This window comes from Arthrobacter sp. GW460-12-1-14-TSB2 (assembly GCF_059423525.1).
This window is the reverse complement of sequence record NZ_JBWKYC010000003.1, coordinates 69,071-87,297: the sequence shown is the minus strand read 5'-3', so window position 1 is coordinate 87,297 and position 18,227 is coordinate 69,071. Positions and strand designations below refer to the sequence as shown.

Sequence of the window (18,227 nt, the reverse complement as noted above, 5' to 3'; positions counted from 1 at the left end):
CTAGAATTTATTCAATACTTCCGCACGAACGCACCACCATCTGCACAGGCCAGTCCCGTAATGACGGGCTGGTCATCAGCTGCAACCCCTACCCGTGAACCCCAGAAATAAGGTAAGAGGCGCACTCATGACCCAGCCCGAACACAACCCGTTCGGCTTTATCGGACTGACCTACGACGACGTCCTGCTCCTTCCCGGGCACACCGACGTCATCCCGTCGGAAGCGGACACCTCGTCCCGCATCTCCAAGCGCATCTCCGTCCAGACCCCTCTGCTTTCCGCGGCCATGGACACCGTCACCGAGTCGCGAATGGCGATCGCCATGGCCCGCCAGGGTGGCCTGGGCGTGGTTCACCGCAACCTGTCCATCCAGGACCAGGCCGACCAGGTTGACCGTGTGAAGCGCAGCGAATCCGGGATGATCACCAACCCGCTGACCATCGGACCGGAAGCGACACTCGCCGAACTGGACGAGATCTGCTCGCAGTACCGCGTCTCCGGGCTGCCGGTGGTGGACGAGGGCATGCGGCTCCTGGGCATCGTGACCAACCGCGACACCCGTTTTGTGCCGGAAGCCGATTTCCCCATCCGCCTCGTCAGCGACGTCATGACCAAGATGCCCCTGGTCGCCGGGCACGTCGGCATCAGCCGCGAGGAAGCCTCGCACAAGCTCGCCACCAACAAGATCGAAAAGCTTCCGCTGGTTGACGATCAGGGCCGGCTTAAGGGCCTGATCACCACCAAGGACTTCACCAAGGCCGAGCAGTACCCGCTGGCCACCAAGGACGATGAAGGCCGGCTCCGCGTGGGCGCCGCCATCGGCTTCTTCGGCGACGGCTGGGAACGCGCCATGAGCCTCATCGACGCCGGCGTGGACGCACTGTTCGTGGACACTGCCAACGGACACTCCCAGGGCGTGCTGGACATGATCCGCCGCCTGAAGTCCGATCCCGTCGCCGCCCACGTGGACATCATCGGCGGCCAGGCCGCCACCCGTGAAGGCGCCCAGGCGCTGATCGACGCCGGTGCAGACGGCATCAAGGTAGGCGTGGGTCCGGGATCCATCTGCACCACGCGTGTTGTGGCCGGCGTGGGCGTTCCCCAGATCACCGCCATTTACGAGTCCGCGAAGGCCGCTATCCCGGCCGGCGTTCCGCTGATTGCCGACGGCGGCCTCCAGTACTCGGGCGACATCGGCAAGGCGCTGGTTGCCGGCGCCGACACCGTGATGCTCGGCTCCCTGCTGGCCGGTTGCGACGAATCGCCGGGTGAGCTCATTTTCGTGAACGGCAAGCAGTTCAAGAGCTACCGCGGCATGGGGTCCCTCGGGGCCATGCAGACTCGTGGCAAGAACACGTCCTACTCCAAGGACCGTTACTTCCAGGCCGACGTCTCCGGCGACGACAAGCTGATCCCGGAAGGCATCGAAGGCCGCGTGGCTTACCGGGGCCCGCTGGCATCCGTTGCCTACCAACTGGTGGGCGGCCTCCGCCAGACCATGTTCTACACCGGCGCTCCTACGGTTGCCGAGCTGAAGGCACGCGGCAAGTTCGTCCGCATCACCCCGGCCGGCCTCAAGGAATCGCACCCGCACGACATCCAGATGACGGTGGAAGCGCCCAACTACGGTTCGCGCTAATCCCGGGCGCACCGGTGGTTGAGCTCGTAGAAACCGGATTTCGACAAGCTCAATCACCGGGCGGGACAGCTCAATCAGCCCACCGCACTAGGCTGGAGCCATGTCCGAACCACGCCACCCCGCCGAACTAAACCCGAAAAGGGAACCCCAGCGGCGGCTGGCCCTCAGGCCCTATGCGCGGGCCGTGGCTCAAGTGCTGCGGGTCAGCTTCCGGGCCTCTCCTGCCGCCGTCGTGATGAAGGTGGTGGGCTCGCTCATCTCGGCACTCCTGCCCCTGGTCACCACCTACTTTGCGGCGCTGACCACCACCGCCCTGGCAGCCGCGTACGCCGGCGATGCCGCCGCCGGCCAGCAGGCGATTGTCTATGTCATCATCACCGCCGCACTGGGCCTGTTCTGGGGTGCCTTCAGCAGCGTGGACCGGTACATCCAGCAGCTCATGAGCTTCAGGGTGGGTGCCATCGTGGGGGACCTTATGTACGAGCGGTTCCTGGCACTCGAGTTCTGGCGGTACGACGACAAGGAAACGGTGGACCTGTACGACCGCGCCAAGCGGTTTTCCGATTCCTATGCCCGGGTCCTTGACCGGATCGCCGCGATCTTCACGCAGCTGGTCTCGGTGATCCTGGCCGTCGGGGCACTCCTGCTGGTCAGCTGGTGGATCGCCGTGATTGTCCTGGTGGCCATCGTCCCGAGCGTCTACCTGCAGTTCAAACTCTCCCGTGAACAGATTGCCCACTGGAACACGCAGGTGGACTCCCGGCGGCAACGCCGGATGATTGAAACAAACCTCCTGCGTCCGCAGCACATTGCCGAGATGCGTCTGTACGGAATCGTCGGGTACCTCATGGGGCTTCGCTCCCTGCTCCGGGACGCCGATGAGAAACGGCGGCTCGACTTCCAGAAGCGCTATATCCCCAAGCAGTTGGCGGCGGACGCCCTGCAGTACGGCGCCGAGGTTGTTTCGCTGATCTGGGTGGTGGGCCAGATCATCGCCCGCGCCCAGCCGGTGGGGCAGTTCCTTTACGTCCAGCAGATTGTCAGCAGGGCGCTGTCCACGGCCAACAACCTCGTATCCTCGTTGAGCTCCATCGACGAGGACCTGGCGAACCTCAAAGACTACGAGCTCTTCATGGCAATGCCTGTGCACACGGACCACGCCCCGCCGCTGCTGCAGGCTCCGAAAACCGTGGAGCTGCGGGATATCCGGTTCACCTACACAGGCAGCGACATCGAAGTGATACGCGGCATCAGCATGACCATCCGCGAGGGCCAGCACATCGCCATCGTGGGGGAGAACGGTGCCGGGAAGTCAACGCTGATCCGGATTCTGGCGGGACTGTACCACCCCGATTCCGGCCAGGTATTGCTCGACGGAGTCGACCTCGCCGCCGTCGACGTCAAGTCCTGGCACCGCCATCTCGCGGTCCTCAGCCAGGAATTCCTCAAGTATGAGTTCGCCACGGCAGCAGAGAACATTCTCTTTGGCGACATAGATTCGCCGCGGGACGAAGACCGGATCCGGCGGGCGGCGTCCGACGCCGAGGCGCTTGAATTCATCAACAAACTGCCGAACGGCCTGGACAACCACGTCAGCAACTGGATGGAGGACCCGCGGGGCCGCAAGGGAAGCGGTTTGAGCGGCGGCCAGTGGCAGCGGCTGGCGATGGCCCGGAACTTTTACCGGAACGCTTCCTTCATGGTGATGGACGAGCCGACGTCGGCGATTGACGCCCTCGCCGAGCACCGGATCTTCACCCGGCTCTTCGCCGACCGGAGCAGCACCATCATCGCCATCAGCCATCGGCTCGCGACGATCGAAAAGGCTGACATCGTGTACATGCTGGAGGACGGCCGGATCGTGGAACAGGGTACGCACCGCGAGCTCGTGGCCCTCCGGGGCCGGTATTTCCGGATGTTCGAATCCCAGCTCACCGTGGACGAAGCCGAGGGCATCTGACCGGTGCGCCGGGCGGCCTCAGCGGCGTTCCAGCCACCGGGCGTACAGTTCGGCACTGTTCGTCATGAGCCGGCCGGTATATGCCAGCCCCGCGGCCACGCCCAGCGGCAGCGTCATGAGCATGCCCAGGATGGGTAGCGTCTCCGGCCAGCCGCCCTTGGGAGTGAACAGCACAAGGGCAGCAATGCCCAATGCGCTGGCGATCAGGAAGGTCCGTATCATGCCGGGCGTGATCCGGATTCCCTGCTCCACCCGGGGGATGTCCGAAGCAGGCTTTGGAGGCTTGCGCGTAAACCGCGGCCACACTGTGAAGACCCAACCCAAGGACGCGAAGACTGCACCGAGGATTGCCATAAAGAGTCCCGGTTCCGCGCTTTGCCCAAGGACCAGTGCGAGTCCCGCGTGCACTGCTCCCGAGATCGCAAGCACTGCGGGATACCACCAGGCGGAGAAAACCCAGGACCGGCGCTGGGCTAAGCCGAAGGCCGTCGCACGGGGATCCGTGGCCATGCCCGTCATGCCGGCACCGACAGGAGCGCGCGGACTGCCGCCCCGGGCTGTTCCCCGGCCGCAAGATCCCGCACCGTCAGCTGGCCGCTGTCGTCGAGCGGCGGTGCGGCCAGCTGGAGGACACCGTTTTCGAGAACCTTAATGTTTGCGATGGCAGGCTCAGCCGCGCCGTCATTCATTGGCAGGCACACGTACTCGCTCAGGGGACGCAGGAAGAGTGCCACCCGGCCAACCGGGGAGTCTGCTATGTAAGCCGGCGCCACCGCGTCCGGCCCAACCCTGGTGATGTCGAACCACAGCGTTGCGGAGCTGAAGACCCGGGCGAGGTGGCGGGCGGGGCCGTGAAGGCTGATCTTCTCACCATCAACCGAGGCGGTATCCCTGACGTTCAGGGTGCCGACACCGGCCCGGACCAGGTCGTGGTCGTCGGGCAGGGCCGCCAGCCCCAGCGCCCGGCGGGTGAATCGCGTGCCGGGTCCCGGTTCGAAGGCGAGTTGACAGTGCCCGAAGCTGTTCGATGTCAGCACCGTAAAGGCCTGGCGCCATAGTTTCCCCCCAATTGTTCCTGCCGGTGATACCCGCCTGCGATGTGTCAGTTCAAACTATTCCACGATCAAACGCCACGCGATGGGGACTTGTCCCCGGAGTTCGTTATCGGCGTCTGACGGCAGTACCAGACGGCCAGTCCGGGGTACTTCACGCAGGAACCGCCGGCGGCGCAAGATTGCGCGGCCGGCGGTTCCCTCACTACTGGTTCCCGGGTGGGGGCTAGGAGGTGGTCACCGACGTGTCATCAAGGAAGAAATACGTCGACAGCGATGAATCCTCAACGCCCAGGAAGCGCAGGGTCACGCTCGTCCCCTTGTAGGCGGAAAGATCAAGCTGCTTCTGGACATAGCCGGTGGACTCGTTGAGGTTGGAGTACGTGGCCAGCGTGGTGGTGGTGCCGCCGCTGATCACTTGGACTTTCAGGGTGTCATAAGCCGAACTGGCTGTGGTTTCGTCCGACTGCACTTTCAGGTAAAAGGACAGCGACGCGGCAGATACGGTGGAAGGGACTGCGAATGCCTGGTCGAGCTTGTAGGAGGTTGCCTGGCCCCAGCCGTTGAGTCCCGCGAAACGGGAACCCGTCCGGGCATTCGTGCCGGTCTCAAACGTGTCGGCGTGGTCGGAGGTCCAGGAAACTGCGCCCTCTTCGAAACCCGGGTTCAGCAGGAGGTTGCCCGACGGCGGGGGAGTGGTCCCGCCCAGCAGGCCCATGGTCTTGGTCGCGTCCGAGAGTCCCGCGCCGCAGCCGGTGGTGCAGCCGCCAGGCATGGCCCGGGTTCCCTGCTTGAGGGTGGATTCAACCTGGGCCGGGGTGAGTGAGGACGTCTTGGATTTCATCAGCGCGGCGAGCCCGGCCACGTGCGGAGCGGCCATGGACGTGCCCTGGTAGTTGGCGTAGCCCGCGGCGGACGGTGTGGTGGTGCCGGTGTTGATGGTGGAGAGGATTCCTCCGCCGGTAACCCTGACGTCGCCGCCCGGCGCTGTCAGGTCAACCGAGGCGCCGTAGTTTGAGTAGTAGGAGAGGGTGCCACTCGGATTGCTTGCGGCCACGCTCACAACGCTGGTGCAGTTGGCGGGACGGAAACCGGAAGCATCCTGGTTGCTGTTTCCGGCCGCCACCACCACCGTTGCCCCGCGCGAGACGGCCGAGTCGATGGCGGCCTGGTAGGTGCTGCCGCAGGCGCCGGAACCGCCCAGGCTCATGTTGATGACCTTGGCGGGGTTGGCGTTGGCCGGGATGCCCGAGACGGTGCCGCCTGCAGACCAGATGATTGCATCGGCAATGTCAGAGAGGGAACCGCCGCACTTTGCCAGCACGCGGACCGGCACCACTTTGGCGTTAGGAGCGACGCCGGCCACTCCGGTGGCGTTGCCCGTCACCGCGGCCACGGTGCCGGCGACGTGCGTTCCGTGCCAGGAACTGTTGCCGGCCGTCGTCTGGCCGCACTCGCCGGCGGTGTACCAGTCGCCCTGGTCCTGGGCGGAGGCGTCCCGTCCGTTCCCGTCCCGTGCCGCGGTGGCGTCCGAGACAAAGTCATAACCGGGGAGCACATTCGCATCCAGGTCGGGGTGGGCGGTGATGCCGGTGTCGATTACGGCCACCGTCACACCGGTTCCGGTTGCAACGTCCCACGCGCCGGGAATCCGCATGCCGTTCGTGGCGGTGAAGTCCCACTGTTCGCCGTACCGCGGATCGTTGGGCGTGAGCGCCACGGTCATCCGGGCGTCGGGCTCGACGGATTCGACTGAGCCCGACGCGGCAATTTCGGCCATGAAGTCCTCGGCGGCCTGCCCGGACAGGGCCTTGTCCGCCTCGATCAGCGTTCCGCCGGTGGCCAGGGTGCGGACTTCCTTCACTGTCACGCCCTGTGACTTGGCGGCCTTGCCCCAGGCGTTGGCGCGGCCGTTCGGTGTGGCATTCGCCGCACTCTCCTTGTAGTCCACGATGAACTTCGTATAGGCCTCGCCGGCGGCCACGTCCTGCACCGGAGAACTCTGGACCGCGGCTGGCGCGGGTGCCGACCCGTCCCCGGCTTCGGTCGTGGCGAAGACCGGTGAACTGGCGAAGGCCAGGGTGCCGACTGCTGCGGCGAGCGACAGGGCCAGGATGCGGTGGCGCCTGATGGATGCGCTAGCTGATCTTCCCAAGGGATCTTCTTTCTCGGATCGGGCACAGGGTGGCCCGGATGATGGAGTGATGGATGGTCACGTAATGGATCAGGTGGTAACCGAGAGTAAACGTAAGCGTATTTTCTAAGCTTGTAAACAGTTGACAAAAGTGGTCAATAAAGTGTGGACTATCAGTTTCAAGGGGGCGTCGCGGGAGTCGCCCCGCCGTATCCCGCGTGGTCAAGTAAAGTGGTCACGTGACTTATGAGATTGAGATTGGCCGTGGCAAGCGTGGGCGTCGTGCCTACTCCCTGGATGACATCGCGATCGTCCCCAACCGTCGGACGCGTGATCCCAAGGACGTCTCGGTCGCGTGGCAGATAGATGCCTACAAGTTCGACATGCCCGTCATTGCGGCTCCCATGGATTCAGCGATGTCGCCCGAGACCGCCATTGCGCTGGGCCGCCTCGGCGGACTGGGCGTGCTGGACCTGGAAGGGCTGTGGACCCGGTATGAGGACCCCCAGTCCGTCCTCGACCAGATCGGGGCACTGGAGGACGAGACCAACAGCCCCGCCGTCACCCGACGGATGCAGGAGCTGTACCAGGCGCCCATCCAGCCGGAGCTGATCACCTCCCGCCTGGCCGAAATCCGCGCAGCCGGCGTGACCGTTGCAGGTTCGCTCACGCCACAGCGCACCCAGGAACACTACAAAACCGTCGTCGCCGCCGGCGTGGACATTTTCGTCATCCGGGGCACCACCGTTTCCGCCGAGCACGTCTCCAAGGACCACGAGCCGCTGAACCTCAAGCAGTTCATTTACGAGCTCGACGTCCCCGTGATCGTGGGCGGCGCTGCCGGCTACACGCCCGCGCTGCACCTGATGCGCACCGGCGCTGCCGGTGTGCTGGTGGGCTTCGGCGGCGGTGCCACCACCACCACCCGCCGGGCGCTGGGCATCCATTCGCCGATGGCCTCCGCCATCTCCGACGTCGCTGCCGCCCGCCGTGACTACATGGACGAGTCCGGCGGCCGTTATGTCCACGTCATTGCCGACGGCGGCATGGGATCCTCCGGCGATATCGTCAAGGCCATCGCCATGGGTGCCGACGCCGTTATGCTCGGCAGTGCGCTTGCCCGCGCCGAAGAGGCGCCGGGTAAGGGCTGGCACTGGGGCCAGGAGGCCCACCACCTGGAGCTCCCGCGCGGCGACAGGGTCAACGTCGGAACCGTCGGTCCCCTCGAGGAGGTCCTCTTCGGTCCCGGCCACCACACCAACGGCACGTCCAACCTGATCGGCGCGCTTCGCCGCTCGATGGCCACCACCGGCTATTCGGACCTGAAGGAATTCCAGCGGGTCGACGTCGTCGTATCCCCCTACTCGGGAAACTGACGCACCATCCTGCTGACGGCACTATGGTGCCGGTCCCGGCGGCCCCGGGACCGGCACCCATAGGCCCCCAGCGGGGCCTGCCCATCCGCATGCCTAGGAAGTAGTCTGGTGAACAACGAGGTTTGATGCGGATGGAGGCGTGAAATGAACAGTTCTTCCGGAGGTTCGTCCTTTGCCCAAGGGGCGCTCGGCCCCGCAGCCCGGGAGGCGTCGCTGGCGGCGCTCAAGGCAACAATGGAGCCGGGCAAGGAACTCGACATCCTCATCGTCGGCGGTGGCATCGTGGGCACCGGCGCCGCCCTGGACGCCGTGACCCGCGGCCTGAGCGTGGGAATCGTGGAGGCCAGCGACTGGGCGGCGGGCACGTCCTCGCGCTCCTCCAAGCTCATTCACGGCGGCCTGCGCTACCTCGAGATGCTGGACTTCGGGCTGGTCAAGGAGGCGCTTCATGAACGCGGCCTGCTGCTGTCGGAGATCGCCCCCCACCTGGCCCGGCCGGTACCTTTCCTCTACCCCCTGACCAGGCCCTTCCTCGAGCGGCCCTATGTCGGCGCCGGAATTGCCCTCTACGACGTCATGTCCATCTCCAGCGGCCACCAGCGGGGCGTGCCCTTCCACAAGCACCTGAGCCGCCGCGGGACGCTGCGTGCTGCGCCCAGCCTGAAGGACGACGCCTTCGTCGGGTCCATCCGCTACTACGACGGCCAAGTCGACGACGCCAAATACGTGGCCAACCTCATCCGTACAGCGGCGTATTACGGCGCCCATGCGGTCAACCAGACAGCTGTGGTCGACTTCCTGCGAGAAGGCGAGCGGGTGGTGGGCGCCAAGGTGGTCAACCGCGAGGACGGCTCCACTTTCAGTATCCGGGCCAAACAGGTCATCAACGCCACCGGCGTGTGGACGGATGAAACCCAGGCCATGGTGACGGACCGCGGGCAGTTGAAGGTGCGTGCGTCCAAGGGCATCCACCTCGTGGTGCCGCGCGACCGGTTCCAGTCCACCGTCGGGCTGATCCTGCGGACCGAGAAATCGGTGCTGTTCGTCATTCCGTGGGGCCGGCACTGGATCATCGGCACCACGGACACCGACTGGCACCTGGACAAGGCGCACCCGGCAGCATCCAGCAAGGACATCGATTACATCCTTGAACACGTCAACAAGGTGCTGAAGCGGCCGTTGACCAGGGAGGACGTGGAAGGCGTCTACGCCGGGCTGCGTCCGCTGCTTGCCGGGGAGAACGACTCAACCGCCAAGCTGTCCCGCGAGCATGTGGTGGCCCACCCGGTGCCGGGCCTTGTCGTGGTGGCGGGCGGAAAATGGACCACGTACCGCGTGATGGCCAAGGACGCCGTCGATGAAGCAACGAGGAGCATGGACGAACGTGTAGCCCCTAGCTGTACCGATACGATTCCGCTGCTGGGTGCCAGCGGGTTCAAGGCGGCGTGGAACCGCCGGAACCGGACGGCCGAAGAGTACGGCGTGCACGTTGCCCGGATTGAGCACCTGCTCAACCGCTATGGATCGATGGCCACGGAGGTCCTGGCGCTCATCAAGGAGAACCCGGCCCTGGCTGAACCGCTGCCGGGCGCCGACGACTACCTGCAGGCCGAGGCCGTCTATGCGGCCACGCACGAAGGCGCGCGTCATGTACACGACGTTTTGACACGCAGGACGCGTATTTCCATCGAGTCCTGGGACCGGGGTGTGTCCGCTGTCCCGGTAGTCGCTAAGCTGATGGGAGAAATTCTTGGCTGGAGCGATGCGCAGCGCGAAAGCGAAATCAAGCATTACCTTGCCCGGGTGGAAGCTGAACGGCTGAGCCAGGAGCAGCCCGACGATGAATCTGCCGACGCCGCGCGCCTGGGTGTGGAGGACATCGTCCCGCTGCGCTGACACAAGGCGGATGCCTGACCCGCGCCTCCTGCCTCACTGAAGGGACAACTCTTGGCGGAACCACTGGACCGGTACGATGCCGAACTCACCACACCGGAAATGGTGATTCTTGAGCTTGATGCCAAGGACAAGACGGATGCGGCGACCCAGCTTGCCGAACGGCTCTACGCGGCCGGGCGCGTCTCGGACCTCGACGGCTTCCTGAAGCACGTCAATGCCCGGGAGCACCAGCTGGCAACGGGCCTGCCCGGCGGAGTCGGACTGCCGCATGCCCGCAGCGAGTTCGTGTCCCGGACCTCGATTGCCGTTGGCATCACCAAGTACGGACGGGCCCTGGACTTCGGGGCCGCTGACGGGCCGGCAACGGTGATCCTGTTGATTGCGACGCCGGCAAGTTCCTTCTCGGACCACCTTGAAGTACTTGCCACGCTGGCCCGCTCGCTGTCCAAGGAGTCGTTCCGGGAATCCCTTCGCCGGGCCTACGACCCCGAAGTGATCGCCGAACTCATCAACTCCAGCCTGGTGTTCTTCGACCACTAGAAAGTGGGGCAGGCTGCCCAAAACTGCGCGAACGTACACTTGCGGCCCCGCTGCGAGGGGCCCCAAGTGTCCGCTCGCGCAACCTGCGGTTCGTTGTTCTACACAAGGACGAAGTACGGTTAATGTGTGTTGAAAACTGCCCTCAAACCCCGCTGGATCGCAGGCCTGGTGTTTGCGATCGTCATTTCAGGGGTTTTTGTGCTGCTAAGCCAGTGGCAATTCGGCCGGTCAACCCAGCCGGAAGCGCCCGTTTCGACCGGGACCGAAGAGAGCAAGCCGCTCACCACGGTGCTGCAGCCGGGTGACTTTTTCCATGGCTCCGTGGCGGACCAAATGGTCACCGCCAAAGGAGCCTACGATCCCGACAAGCAAGTGCTGGTCCCGGGACGACTTTACGACGGCGCCACGGGTTACTGGGTGGTGTCGGCGTTTTCGGTCCAGGACGCCCCCGTCCTCAACGGCGCCGGGGCATCGCCCCAAACGTGGATCCCTGTGGCCCGCGGATGGGTGGCCGACCCCGCGGAAGCCGGCGCGCCGCCGTCGGGAACTATTGAACTGACCGGACGGCTCCTGCCGTCCGAAGCTCCGCTGCCGAACACCGCCCCCGAACCCGGACGCGCCACGGCAGTATCCGTAGCGGAACTGATCAATGCCTGGGAAATCAGCAGCTATCCGGGGTTTGTGGCAGCCACTTCCGAGATAACCGGAGGCTCCGACGTCAGCCCCGCGGCGGTCAGCAGTGAGCTGAAACCATTGCGTATCGGTCCGCAGCCCCCGGCCCAGCAGGTGAACTGGCTCAACCTGTTCTACTCCGTGGAGTGGATCGTTTTCGCCGGCTTCGCGTTGTTCATCTGGTGGCGCATGGTGAAGGACGACTACCGCCGCGACCTCGAAGACGAGCTCGACGGCGAACACGACGCGGACGCCGACGTCGAGCCCCCGCCGGCGGAGCCCCGCGCCGGCACACCAGAAAATTCCAGCCCGTCTGAACAAAAGGTACAGCCATGATCGATCCCAAGCCGGCCATCCAGCCACAGCCTACCGAGACCAGCGGAGCAGGCACCGCAAAAACGGGCACCGTGAAGAAGCGCAGGTTCGGCGGGACAGAAGCCCAGATCCGGTCCGCGCTCAAGTTCTACAAGGTCCTGGCCTACATGACGGGCGGGATGCTGCTGCTGCTCTGCGCCGAACTGGTTGCGCGGTACGCCTTCGGCCAGTACCTGTTCGCCGGCGGAACCAACGCGGTGACGGGCCAGCCGTTTGGCTTCGGGTTCGCCGATGCCGAGCCGCAGGGCGTCCTCGGGGGAGTGAACCTCTCCGTGGCGGTGCTCATTGTGCACGGCTGGATGTACGTCGTGTACTTGATGTCCAACTTCCGCCTGTGGTCGCTGATGCGGTGGCCGTTCGCGAAACTGATCATCCTCGCACTGGGCGGTGTGGTTCCGTTCCTGTCCTTCTTTGTGGAGAAGAAGTTCCATGCAGAGGTGGAAGCGGAACTCGCAGCGAATCCCCAGGCGTCCAAGCGCTACTGACCGCGCCGGTGTGAGATCCCTAACGCCGGGGTGGTTTTACGCCGCAGACAGCCGTCTCAACGTGCGACCGGGCAAGCGCCCAAGTAGTCTAGGACGGTGACTACTCCCACTGCATCCCAGACTTCCCAGAAGCCGGTGCTGGTTGTTGACTACGGTGCCCAGTACGCGCAGCTGATTGCCCGCCGCGTCCGGGAAGCGAACGTGTACTCGGAAGTGGTTCCGCACACGTACAGCACCGAGCAGCTCCTGGCTAAGAACCCCGCTGCCATCATCCTTTCGGGCGGCCCTTCCAGCGTCTACGCGGAAGGTGCTCCAAGTGTGGGTGCCGACCTCTTTGAAGCCGGGATCCCCGTCTTTGGCATTTGCTACGGCTTCCAGGCCATGGCCAACGCCCTGGGCGGAAAGGTCGACAAGACCGGACTGCGTGAGTACGGTTCCACGCTAACCACCATCCTGGGTGAGGGCCGCTCGGTCCTCGAAGGAATGCCGCAGCACCAGAACACGTGGATGAGCCACGGTGACTCCGTGCACGAGGCGCCTGAGGGCTTCGAAGTGCTCGCGACGACGGCGGGCGCCGAAGTTGCCGCCTTCGCCAACGAAGAGAAATGCCTCTACGGCGTGCAGTGGCACCCCGAGGTGAAGCACTCGGCATATGGCCAGCAGGTGCTCGAGAACTTCCTGTTCAAGGGCGCCAAGCTGGAACCGAACTGGACCACGGGGAACATCCTCGAGGAACAGGTGGACCGCATCCGCAAGCAGATCGGCGACGCCAGGGTCATTTGCGGCCTTTCCGGCGGCGTGGATTCGGCTGTCGCGGCTGCCCTGGTCCAGCGTGCCGTGGGCGACCAGCTGACCTGCGTGTTCGTGGACCACGGTCTGCTGCGCGAGGGCGAGGCCGAGCAGGTTGAGCGCGACTTCGTGGCAGCCACGGGCGTCAAGCTCTACGTTGCGAACGAGCAGGAGCGGTTCCAGGCGGCACTGGCCGGGGTCAGCGATCCGGAGACCAAGCGCAAGATCATCGGCCGCGAGTTCATTCGCGCCTTCGAAGAAGCCGAACTGGCCATCATCGCCGAAGCCGCTGCGCACGGCGAAAAGATCAAGTTCCTCGTCCAGGGCACCCTGTACCCCGACGTCGTCGAATCCGGCGGCGGAGAGGGTGCTGCGAACATCAAGAGCCACCACAACGTGGGCGGCCTGCCGGAAGACCTGCAGTTCGAACTTGTTGAGCCGCTGCGTGCACTGTTCAAGGACGAAGTCCGCGCCGTGGGCGCCCAGCTCGGACTGCCGCAGGAAATCGTCGGCCGCCAGCCTTTCCCCGGCCCGGGACTCGGCATCCGCATCGTCGGCGAAGTGACCAAGGAACGCCTTGACCTGCTGCGCAAGGCTGATGCCATCGCCCGCGCCGAGCTGACCGCAGCCGGCCTGGACAACGAGGTATGGCAGATGCCGGTAGTGCTGCTGGCGGACGTCCGCAGCGTCGGCGTCATGGGTGACGGCCGTACCTACGGCCACCCGATCGTCCTCCGTCCCGTGTCGTCCGAAGACGCCATGACTGCCGACTGGTCACGGCTTCCGTACGACCTGCTGGCGAAAATCTCAAACCGCATCACCAATGAGGTGGAAGGCGTCAACCGTGTAGTGCTCGACGTGACCAGCAAGCCGCCGGGAACCATCGAGTGGGAATAGCAGTGTGAGTGGCCGGTCTCAGCGATGAGGCCGGCCACGTTGCTTTATTCTCGCTAAATCCGGCTCAATTTTGGCCCGCTCCAGTGTTGCGGACTCTCACTGGGCCCTGATTCGGGCTACGCTCGAAAGTATGCCGGTATGGTCCAGGGCGTCACGTGCAAGCGCAGAAAAGAAGGCAGTAGTGTCAGTTGGTCAAGGCCTCCCAGAGGGCTCCGAGGAGCTCAGGAAGTGGCTGTCCGGGCTTAAGCCGGTCACCGGAGCAGACACAATGCTTCGTTTCACCAAGACCCCGGAAGGCTCCATCGACCTCACGCATGCGCATCCGTCCGGACTTGCGCAGCTCATGGCGGGGCGGCGCACGCGCCTGTCCACGCTGATCCGCGACCATGACCAGTACGTGGTGGCTGCCCGGGCATCGCGCAACCTCCGCTCCAAGATTTTCGAGCTCAGCAACGACCGTGGCATCGACGCCGGCTATTTTTCGGCCGGCACGGTGTCCTGGACGTCGGCTGTGGGCGGAAAGCCGCAGCGGGTGTCCGCCCCGGTGATGCTCACCGCCATTTCGCTGACCGTCCGTCCGGGCGAGGACGACTACGAACTCCAGTTGACCGAGCAGGCGCAGATCAACCCGGCGCTCATCCGGCACCTGAAGACCATCCACGGCATTGTTTTCGACGTAAACGCTGTGACCCGGATGGCCTACAGCACGGCCCGGTTCGACCCCCTGCCGGTGCTGGACCGACTGGGCACGCTCATCAAACCCATCCACGGGGCCGAGGTGGAGCACAACCTGCTCGTGTCAACGTTCGCGGACCTGTCCGGGAACCTCGAGGACCCGTGGATCAACCAGAACAACGCCCTCGTCGCTGCCCTGGCCCGCGCCGCCGCCGGAGAGGCCGTGGACGTGCCCGAATTGGCGGAGGACCGCTTCCAGGACATCGACCAGCGGGACCCGGCCCAGGAACTGCTGCTTCTCGACGCCGACTCGGACCAGCAGTACGTGGTGGACGCCGTGCGTGCCGGGGACTCCCTCCTTGTCAGCAGCCCGCCGGGAACGGGCCAGACCCAGACCGCCATCAACACCATCGGTGCCCTGGTGGACGAAGGCAAGACTGTCCTTGTGGTGGGTGACCGGCGCGCCAGCCTCAGCGAGATCGGGGCCCAGCTTGAGACGCTGGGCCTGGAGTCCATCCTGTTTGCGCTGTCCGGAACGGTCACGCCGCTGCAGCTCAAGGGACAGCTGGTGCGGTCCATTATGCGGAACGAAAAGTCCCTTCAGCCCCAGCTGGAAAACCTGCATACCACCCTTGCGGAGCACCGCCACGCCCTCATGGACCATGTGGACTCGCTGCACAACGTCCGGCAGCGCTGGGGCTGCTCGCCCTATCAGGCCATGCAGTCGCTTGCTGAGCTGACGTCCATCCAGCCCGCTCCCGCCACCACAGTGCGCCTCAAGCGAAGTGTCCTCGACAACATTCGTGACCGTGAGGAACTGGCCGGCCGCCTTCACCGCGCGGCCGAACTGGGCAGTTTCAGCCGGGCCGCAACTGCCAGCCCCTGGCACGGCGCGCGGCTCCTGACCCGCAAGGAAACCGAGGAAGCGCAGGAAGTTGCGCGTTCGGTTGAGAAGAACCTCCCCGTGCTGCGTCACCGGATGAACGAAGTAGCCGAGCACGCACAGATCCGCCTCGGTGCGACCTTCTCCGAATGGGGCGCCCAGCTCGAGTTGCTGATGGCGGTCAGGGAGAGCCTGGACAAGTTCACCCCGGACATCTTCGACCGGCCGGTCCATGACCTCATCTCCGCGACCGCCACCTCCCCGTGGCGCCGCGAACGCAACATCGAGATGCCGTCCATGCAGCGTTCCCGCCTCCGCCGCGTAGCCAAGGAATATGTCCGTCCCGGCGTGCACATTGCCGACCTCCACAGCTCCTTGGTGCTTGTCCAGGAGCAGCGGGCGCTTTGGGCGGACTACGCCACCACGCAGCGTCATCCGGCAGTGCCTTCCGGCCTTGGCGAAGTGAACGTGATGTACCGCAGCCTGGAGCGCGAGCTGGCCCAGCTGGGGGCTGCCGTGAAGCATACGGCAGCAGGCGGGGACCTCCAGAACACTCCGTACGAGGAATTGATGGAACGCCTGGAGCGGCTTGTAGCTGACACCCGGACGCTCAAGACCCTCCCGGAGCGCACGCTGCTCATCGAGAACATGCGCGAGCACGGGCTCGGGGAACTGCTCGCAGACCTGGCAGATCGCGAAGTGCCCGCGGAATCCGTTGCATCGGAGCTGGAACTTGCCTGGTGGCAGTCGGCCCTTGAAGCAATGATCAGCGGCGACGACTACCTGGCGATGTCCGACGGCGACGCCCTTCGCCAGCTCGAAGCCGAATACCGTTTGGCGGACAATGCCCATATCGCCAGCGGGGCTGCCCGGCTGCGGTGGACGCTGTCAGAGCGGTGGCGCGCCGGTATTGCCGAGAACCCGCGGCAGGCGGACCTGCTCCGGAGCCTCCTGAAGGACGGCCGGGTCACGTTGGCCGCCCTCACGGCGCAGGCCCCGGCACTGGTTCCCATGCTGGTTCCCGTGTGGTCCGTGAGCCCCTACCTCATGACCGGACTGCTGCCGGCGCAGCAGAAGTTCGACGCCGTGGTCATCCTCGATGCCGAAGCGACCTCCCTCCAGGCTGTCCTTCCGGCCATCGCCCGGGCCAGGCAGGTCATTGCCTTTGGCGACGACAAAATCGCAAGCCCACGAACCTTCACGGTGGGCGTCGAGCGGCTGGCTGCCGGCGAGACGGCCCATCAGGCGGTCGAGAGTGCCTACACGGCCTTGTCCGCGGTGCTGCCGACCCGGCGTCTGACCTCCGCCTACAGGGCAGTTGACGAGGAGCTCGTGCTGCAGCTGAGCAAGAGTTTCTACGACGGCCGCCTTCACCGGCTCCCTGAGGGACAGACGGCCACCGGGCTTGACCGTGCGTTGCTCGTGGAATACCTGCCGGATGGCACCGGACTTCCGAGCGCCGACCAGGAAGGCGTTGAATCCGCCGTGGCCGAGGTGAACCGGGTGGTGGGCCTCGTATTTGAGCATGCACGCCTGCGCCCGCGGACCTCCCTCGCAGTGGTCACGGCCAGCCTCCGCCATGCCGCCCGGATCGGCGAGGCCATCCGCCTTCAACTGCCCAACTACCCGCTGCTGGCGAGCTTCTTCAGCGCGGGACCCGAATCCTTCCGTGTGGTGGACCTGGAACGGGCCCAGGGCCTGGTCCGGGACCACGTGATCTTCTCGCCGGGTTATGGCCGGACGCCGCACGGCCGCGCGCTGCACAATTTCGGTCCGTTGTCCGCCGAGGGCGGCCGGGCGAAATTCGCACTCGCCATGACCCGTGCCCGGCGCTCCCTGCATGTGCTGACGTGCTTCAAGCCGGAGGACCTGGACGTCACCCGCCTCAGCCACGGCGCCCTCGACTTCTATGAACTGCTCAACCGCGAGATAGCCGGCAACACTGATCTGGGGACGCCGGCGTCCCGCGCCGCAGCGAGCGAGCAGGCACTCGGGGCCGACCCCCTGGTGGCAGACCTGGGTGACAGGCTGCGTGCCCGGGGAGCACGGGTCTGGCACCAATACGACGGTGTGCTTGACGTGGCCGCGGCCGCGGACCCGGTGCATTCCATCGGCCATGACGAAGCCGACATCCCCCGGCCGGTGGCCATCGAGTCCGACGGAACCGAGCAGTACCGGCGGATGAGCGTCCGTGAACGGAGCAGGCTCCGCCCTCAGCTGCTGGAACGACTGGGCTGGCGCTACATGCCCTTGTGGACCATCGAGGTGTTTACGGACCCGTCCGCTTGCGCCGACCGGATCGGCGGTTACCTGGGGCTGGAGAAGCCGGCTGTCACCGGCTTCACGTCCTCCTCGCAGGCGTTCTTCGAGGACGACGTGGACAACCTGACCCTGAACAGCGCCGACCGGCGCAGCGGGGCCGCAGAGGAAGCCGATTCCGGCAGCGGCGACTCCGGCAACGGTGGCAGCGGAGAGCCGGGCGCTTCCGGCGAATCCGCCGCTCCGGACCGGCACTCGGTATCCTTGGAACAGGGCGGCACCGAGCCGGAGGAGTCCTTCAGGACCCGCACCAAGGCAGTGGAAAGTATCAAGGACAACGGCATGGACATGAACAACAGCGCAGCGGATAGCCACGGGGCTACGCACCGTGAGGCGGACAATTCGGTGCCTGGCAGGATAGCGCCCGAGAGGGTAGCGCCCGACAGGACCCCGCAGACGGCCGGCGCCGGCGTTCCTTCAGGAGTGCTGCCCAACAAGGCCTCCGAGGATGACCCGAAGCGCTGGGGCGATCAGGGCTCCGACTACGACCATGATGCCTGGCTGCAGGAACAGAAACCGCCGCACTGGGGGTGAC

At 65.4% G+C, this 18,227-nt stretch carries 12 protein-coding genes; 9 read left to right on the top strand and 3 right to left on the bottom strand.

What is annotated here, in order from left to right; genetic code table 11:
* Window positions 1–127: 127 nt before the first annotated feature.
* Complete coding sequence (guaB, locus tag AC07YR_RS06030) at window positions 128–1,639, top strand: IMP dehydrogenase (protein WP_494733431.1); 1,512 nt, start codon at window positions 128–130, stop codon at window positions 1,637–1,639.
* A gap of 100 nt (window positions 1,640–1,739) precedes the next feature.
* Window positions 1,740–3,599: an ABC transporter ATP-binding protein gene (locus AC07YR_RS06025; RefSeq protein ID WP_028269501.1), complete on the top strand. Its 1,860-nt coding sequence runs from the start codon at window positions 1,740–1,742 to the stop codon at window positions 3,597–3,599.
* Window positions 3,600–3,617: 18 nt separating this feature from the next.
* Here the strand turns inward: AC07YR_RS06025 and AC07YR_RS06020 are convergent, their stop codons facing one another.
* From AC07YR_RS06020 to AC07YR_RS06010, 3 genes are all read right to left on the bottom strand, one after another.
* Entirely contained in the window at window positions 3,618–4,118 is a 501-nt protein-coding gene (locus AC07YR_RS06020) for a hypothetical protein (RefSeq protein ID WP_494733430.1), read from the bottom strand.
* Entirely contained in the window at window positions 4,115–4,636 is a 522-nt protein-coding gene (locus tag AC07YR_RS06015; protein WP_494733429.1) for a hypothetical protein, read from the bottom strand. Before AC07YR_RS06015 ends, AC07YR_RS06020 begins: the two co-directional genes overlap by 4 nt.
* A 241-nt stretch (window positions 4,637–4,877) precedes the next feature.
* A complete protein-coding gene (locus AC07YR_RS06010; protein ID WP_494733428.1) occupies window positions 4,878–6,806 on the bottom strand; it encodes a S8 family serine peptidase in 1,929 nt (642 codons plus the stop codon).
* A 218-nt stretch (window positions 6,807–7,024) separates the two neighbouring features.
* On the opposite strand from AC07YR_RS06010, the gene AC07YR_RS06005 reads away from it, so the two are divergent.
* From AC07YR_RS06005 to AC07YR_RS05975, 7 genes are all read left to right on the top strand, one after another.
* Complete coding sequence (locus AC07YR_RS06005) at window positions 7,025–8,161, top strand: GuaB3 family IMP dehydrogenase-related protein (protein WP_055796931.1); 1,137 nt, start codon at window positions 7,025–7,027, stop codon at window positions 8,159–8,161.
* A 144-nt stretch (window positions 8,162–8,305) separates the two neighbouring features.
* Window positions 8,306–10,057, top strand: a complete 1,752-nt coding sequence (locus AC07YR_RS06000) for a glycerol-3-phosphate dehydrogenase/oxidase (RefSeq protein ID WP_436058175.1) — start codon at window positions 8,306–8,308, stop codon at window positions 10,055–10,057.
* Between the two features lie 51 nt (window positions 10,058–10,108).
* Window positions 10,109–10,597 carry a PTS sugar transporter subunit IIA gene (locus AC07YR_RS05995; RefSeq protein ID WP_055796925.1) on the top strand — a complete coding sequence of 163 codons (489 nt, stop codon included), beginning with the start codon at window positions 10,109–10,111 and terminating at the stop codon, window positions 10,595–10,597.
* A 126-nt stretch (window positions 10,598–10,723) separates the two neighbouring features.
* On the top strand, window positions 10,724–11,605 hold the full coding sequence (locus AC07YR_RS05990) for an SURF1 family protein (RefSeq protein WP_494733427.1): 882 nt from the start codon (window positions 10,724–10,726) through the stop codon (window positions 11,603–11,605).
* Window positions 11,602–12,129, top strand: coding sequence for a DUF3817 domain-containing protein (locus tag AC07YR_RS05985; protein ID WP_055796919.1), 528 nt, complete (start codon window positions 11,602–11,604; stop codon window positions 12,127–12,129). Before AC07YR_RS05990 ends, AC07YR_RS05985 begins: the two co-directional genes overlap by 4 nt.
* 96 nt (window positions 12,130–12,225) lie before the next feature.
* The gene (gene guaA, locus AC07YR_RS05980) at window positions 12,226–13,815 is read left to right on the top strand and encodes a glutamine-hydrolyzing GMP synthase (RefSeq protein ID WP_494733426.1); all 1,590 of its coding nucleotides are present in this window, start codon (window positions 12,226–12,228) and stop codon (window positions 13,813–13,815) included.
* A 130-nt stretch (window positions 13,816–13,945) separates the two neighbouring features.
* Entirely contained in the window at window positions 13,946–18,226 is a 4,281-nt protein-coding gene (locus AC07YR_RS05975; RefSeq protein ID WP_436058172.1) for an AAA family ATPase, read from the top strand.
* Window position 18,227 lies beyond the last annotated feature (1 nt).

Bases quoted from the DNA above. Each gene is read 5' to 3' on its own strand.
- AC07YR_RS06025 (WP_028269501.1), top strand. From the start codon at position 1,740: ATGTCCGAACCACGCCACCCCGCCGAACTAAACCCGAAAAGGGAACCC.
- AC07YR_RS05985 (WP_055796919.1), top strand. From the start codon at position 11,602: ATGATCGATCCCAAGCCGGCCATCCAGCCACAGCCTACCGAGACCAGC.
- guaB (WP_494733431.1), top strand. From the start codon at position 128: ATGACCCAGCCCGAACACAACCCGTTCGGCTTTATCGGACTGACCTAC.
- AC07YR_RS06020 (WP_494733430.1), bottom strand. From the start codon at position 4,118: ATGACGGGCATGGCCACGGATCCCCGTGCGACGGCCTTCGGCTTAGCC.
- AC07YR_RS06000 (WP_436058175.1), top strand. From the start codon at position 8,306: ATGAACAGTTCTTCCGGAGGTTCGTCCTTTGCCCAAGGGGCGCTCGGC.
- AC07YR_RS05975 (WP_436058172.1), top strand. From the start codon at position 13,946: ATGCCGGTATGGTCCAGGGCGTCACGTGCAAGCGCAGAAAAGAAGGCA.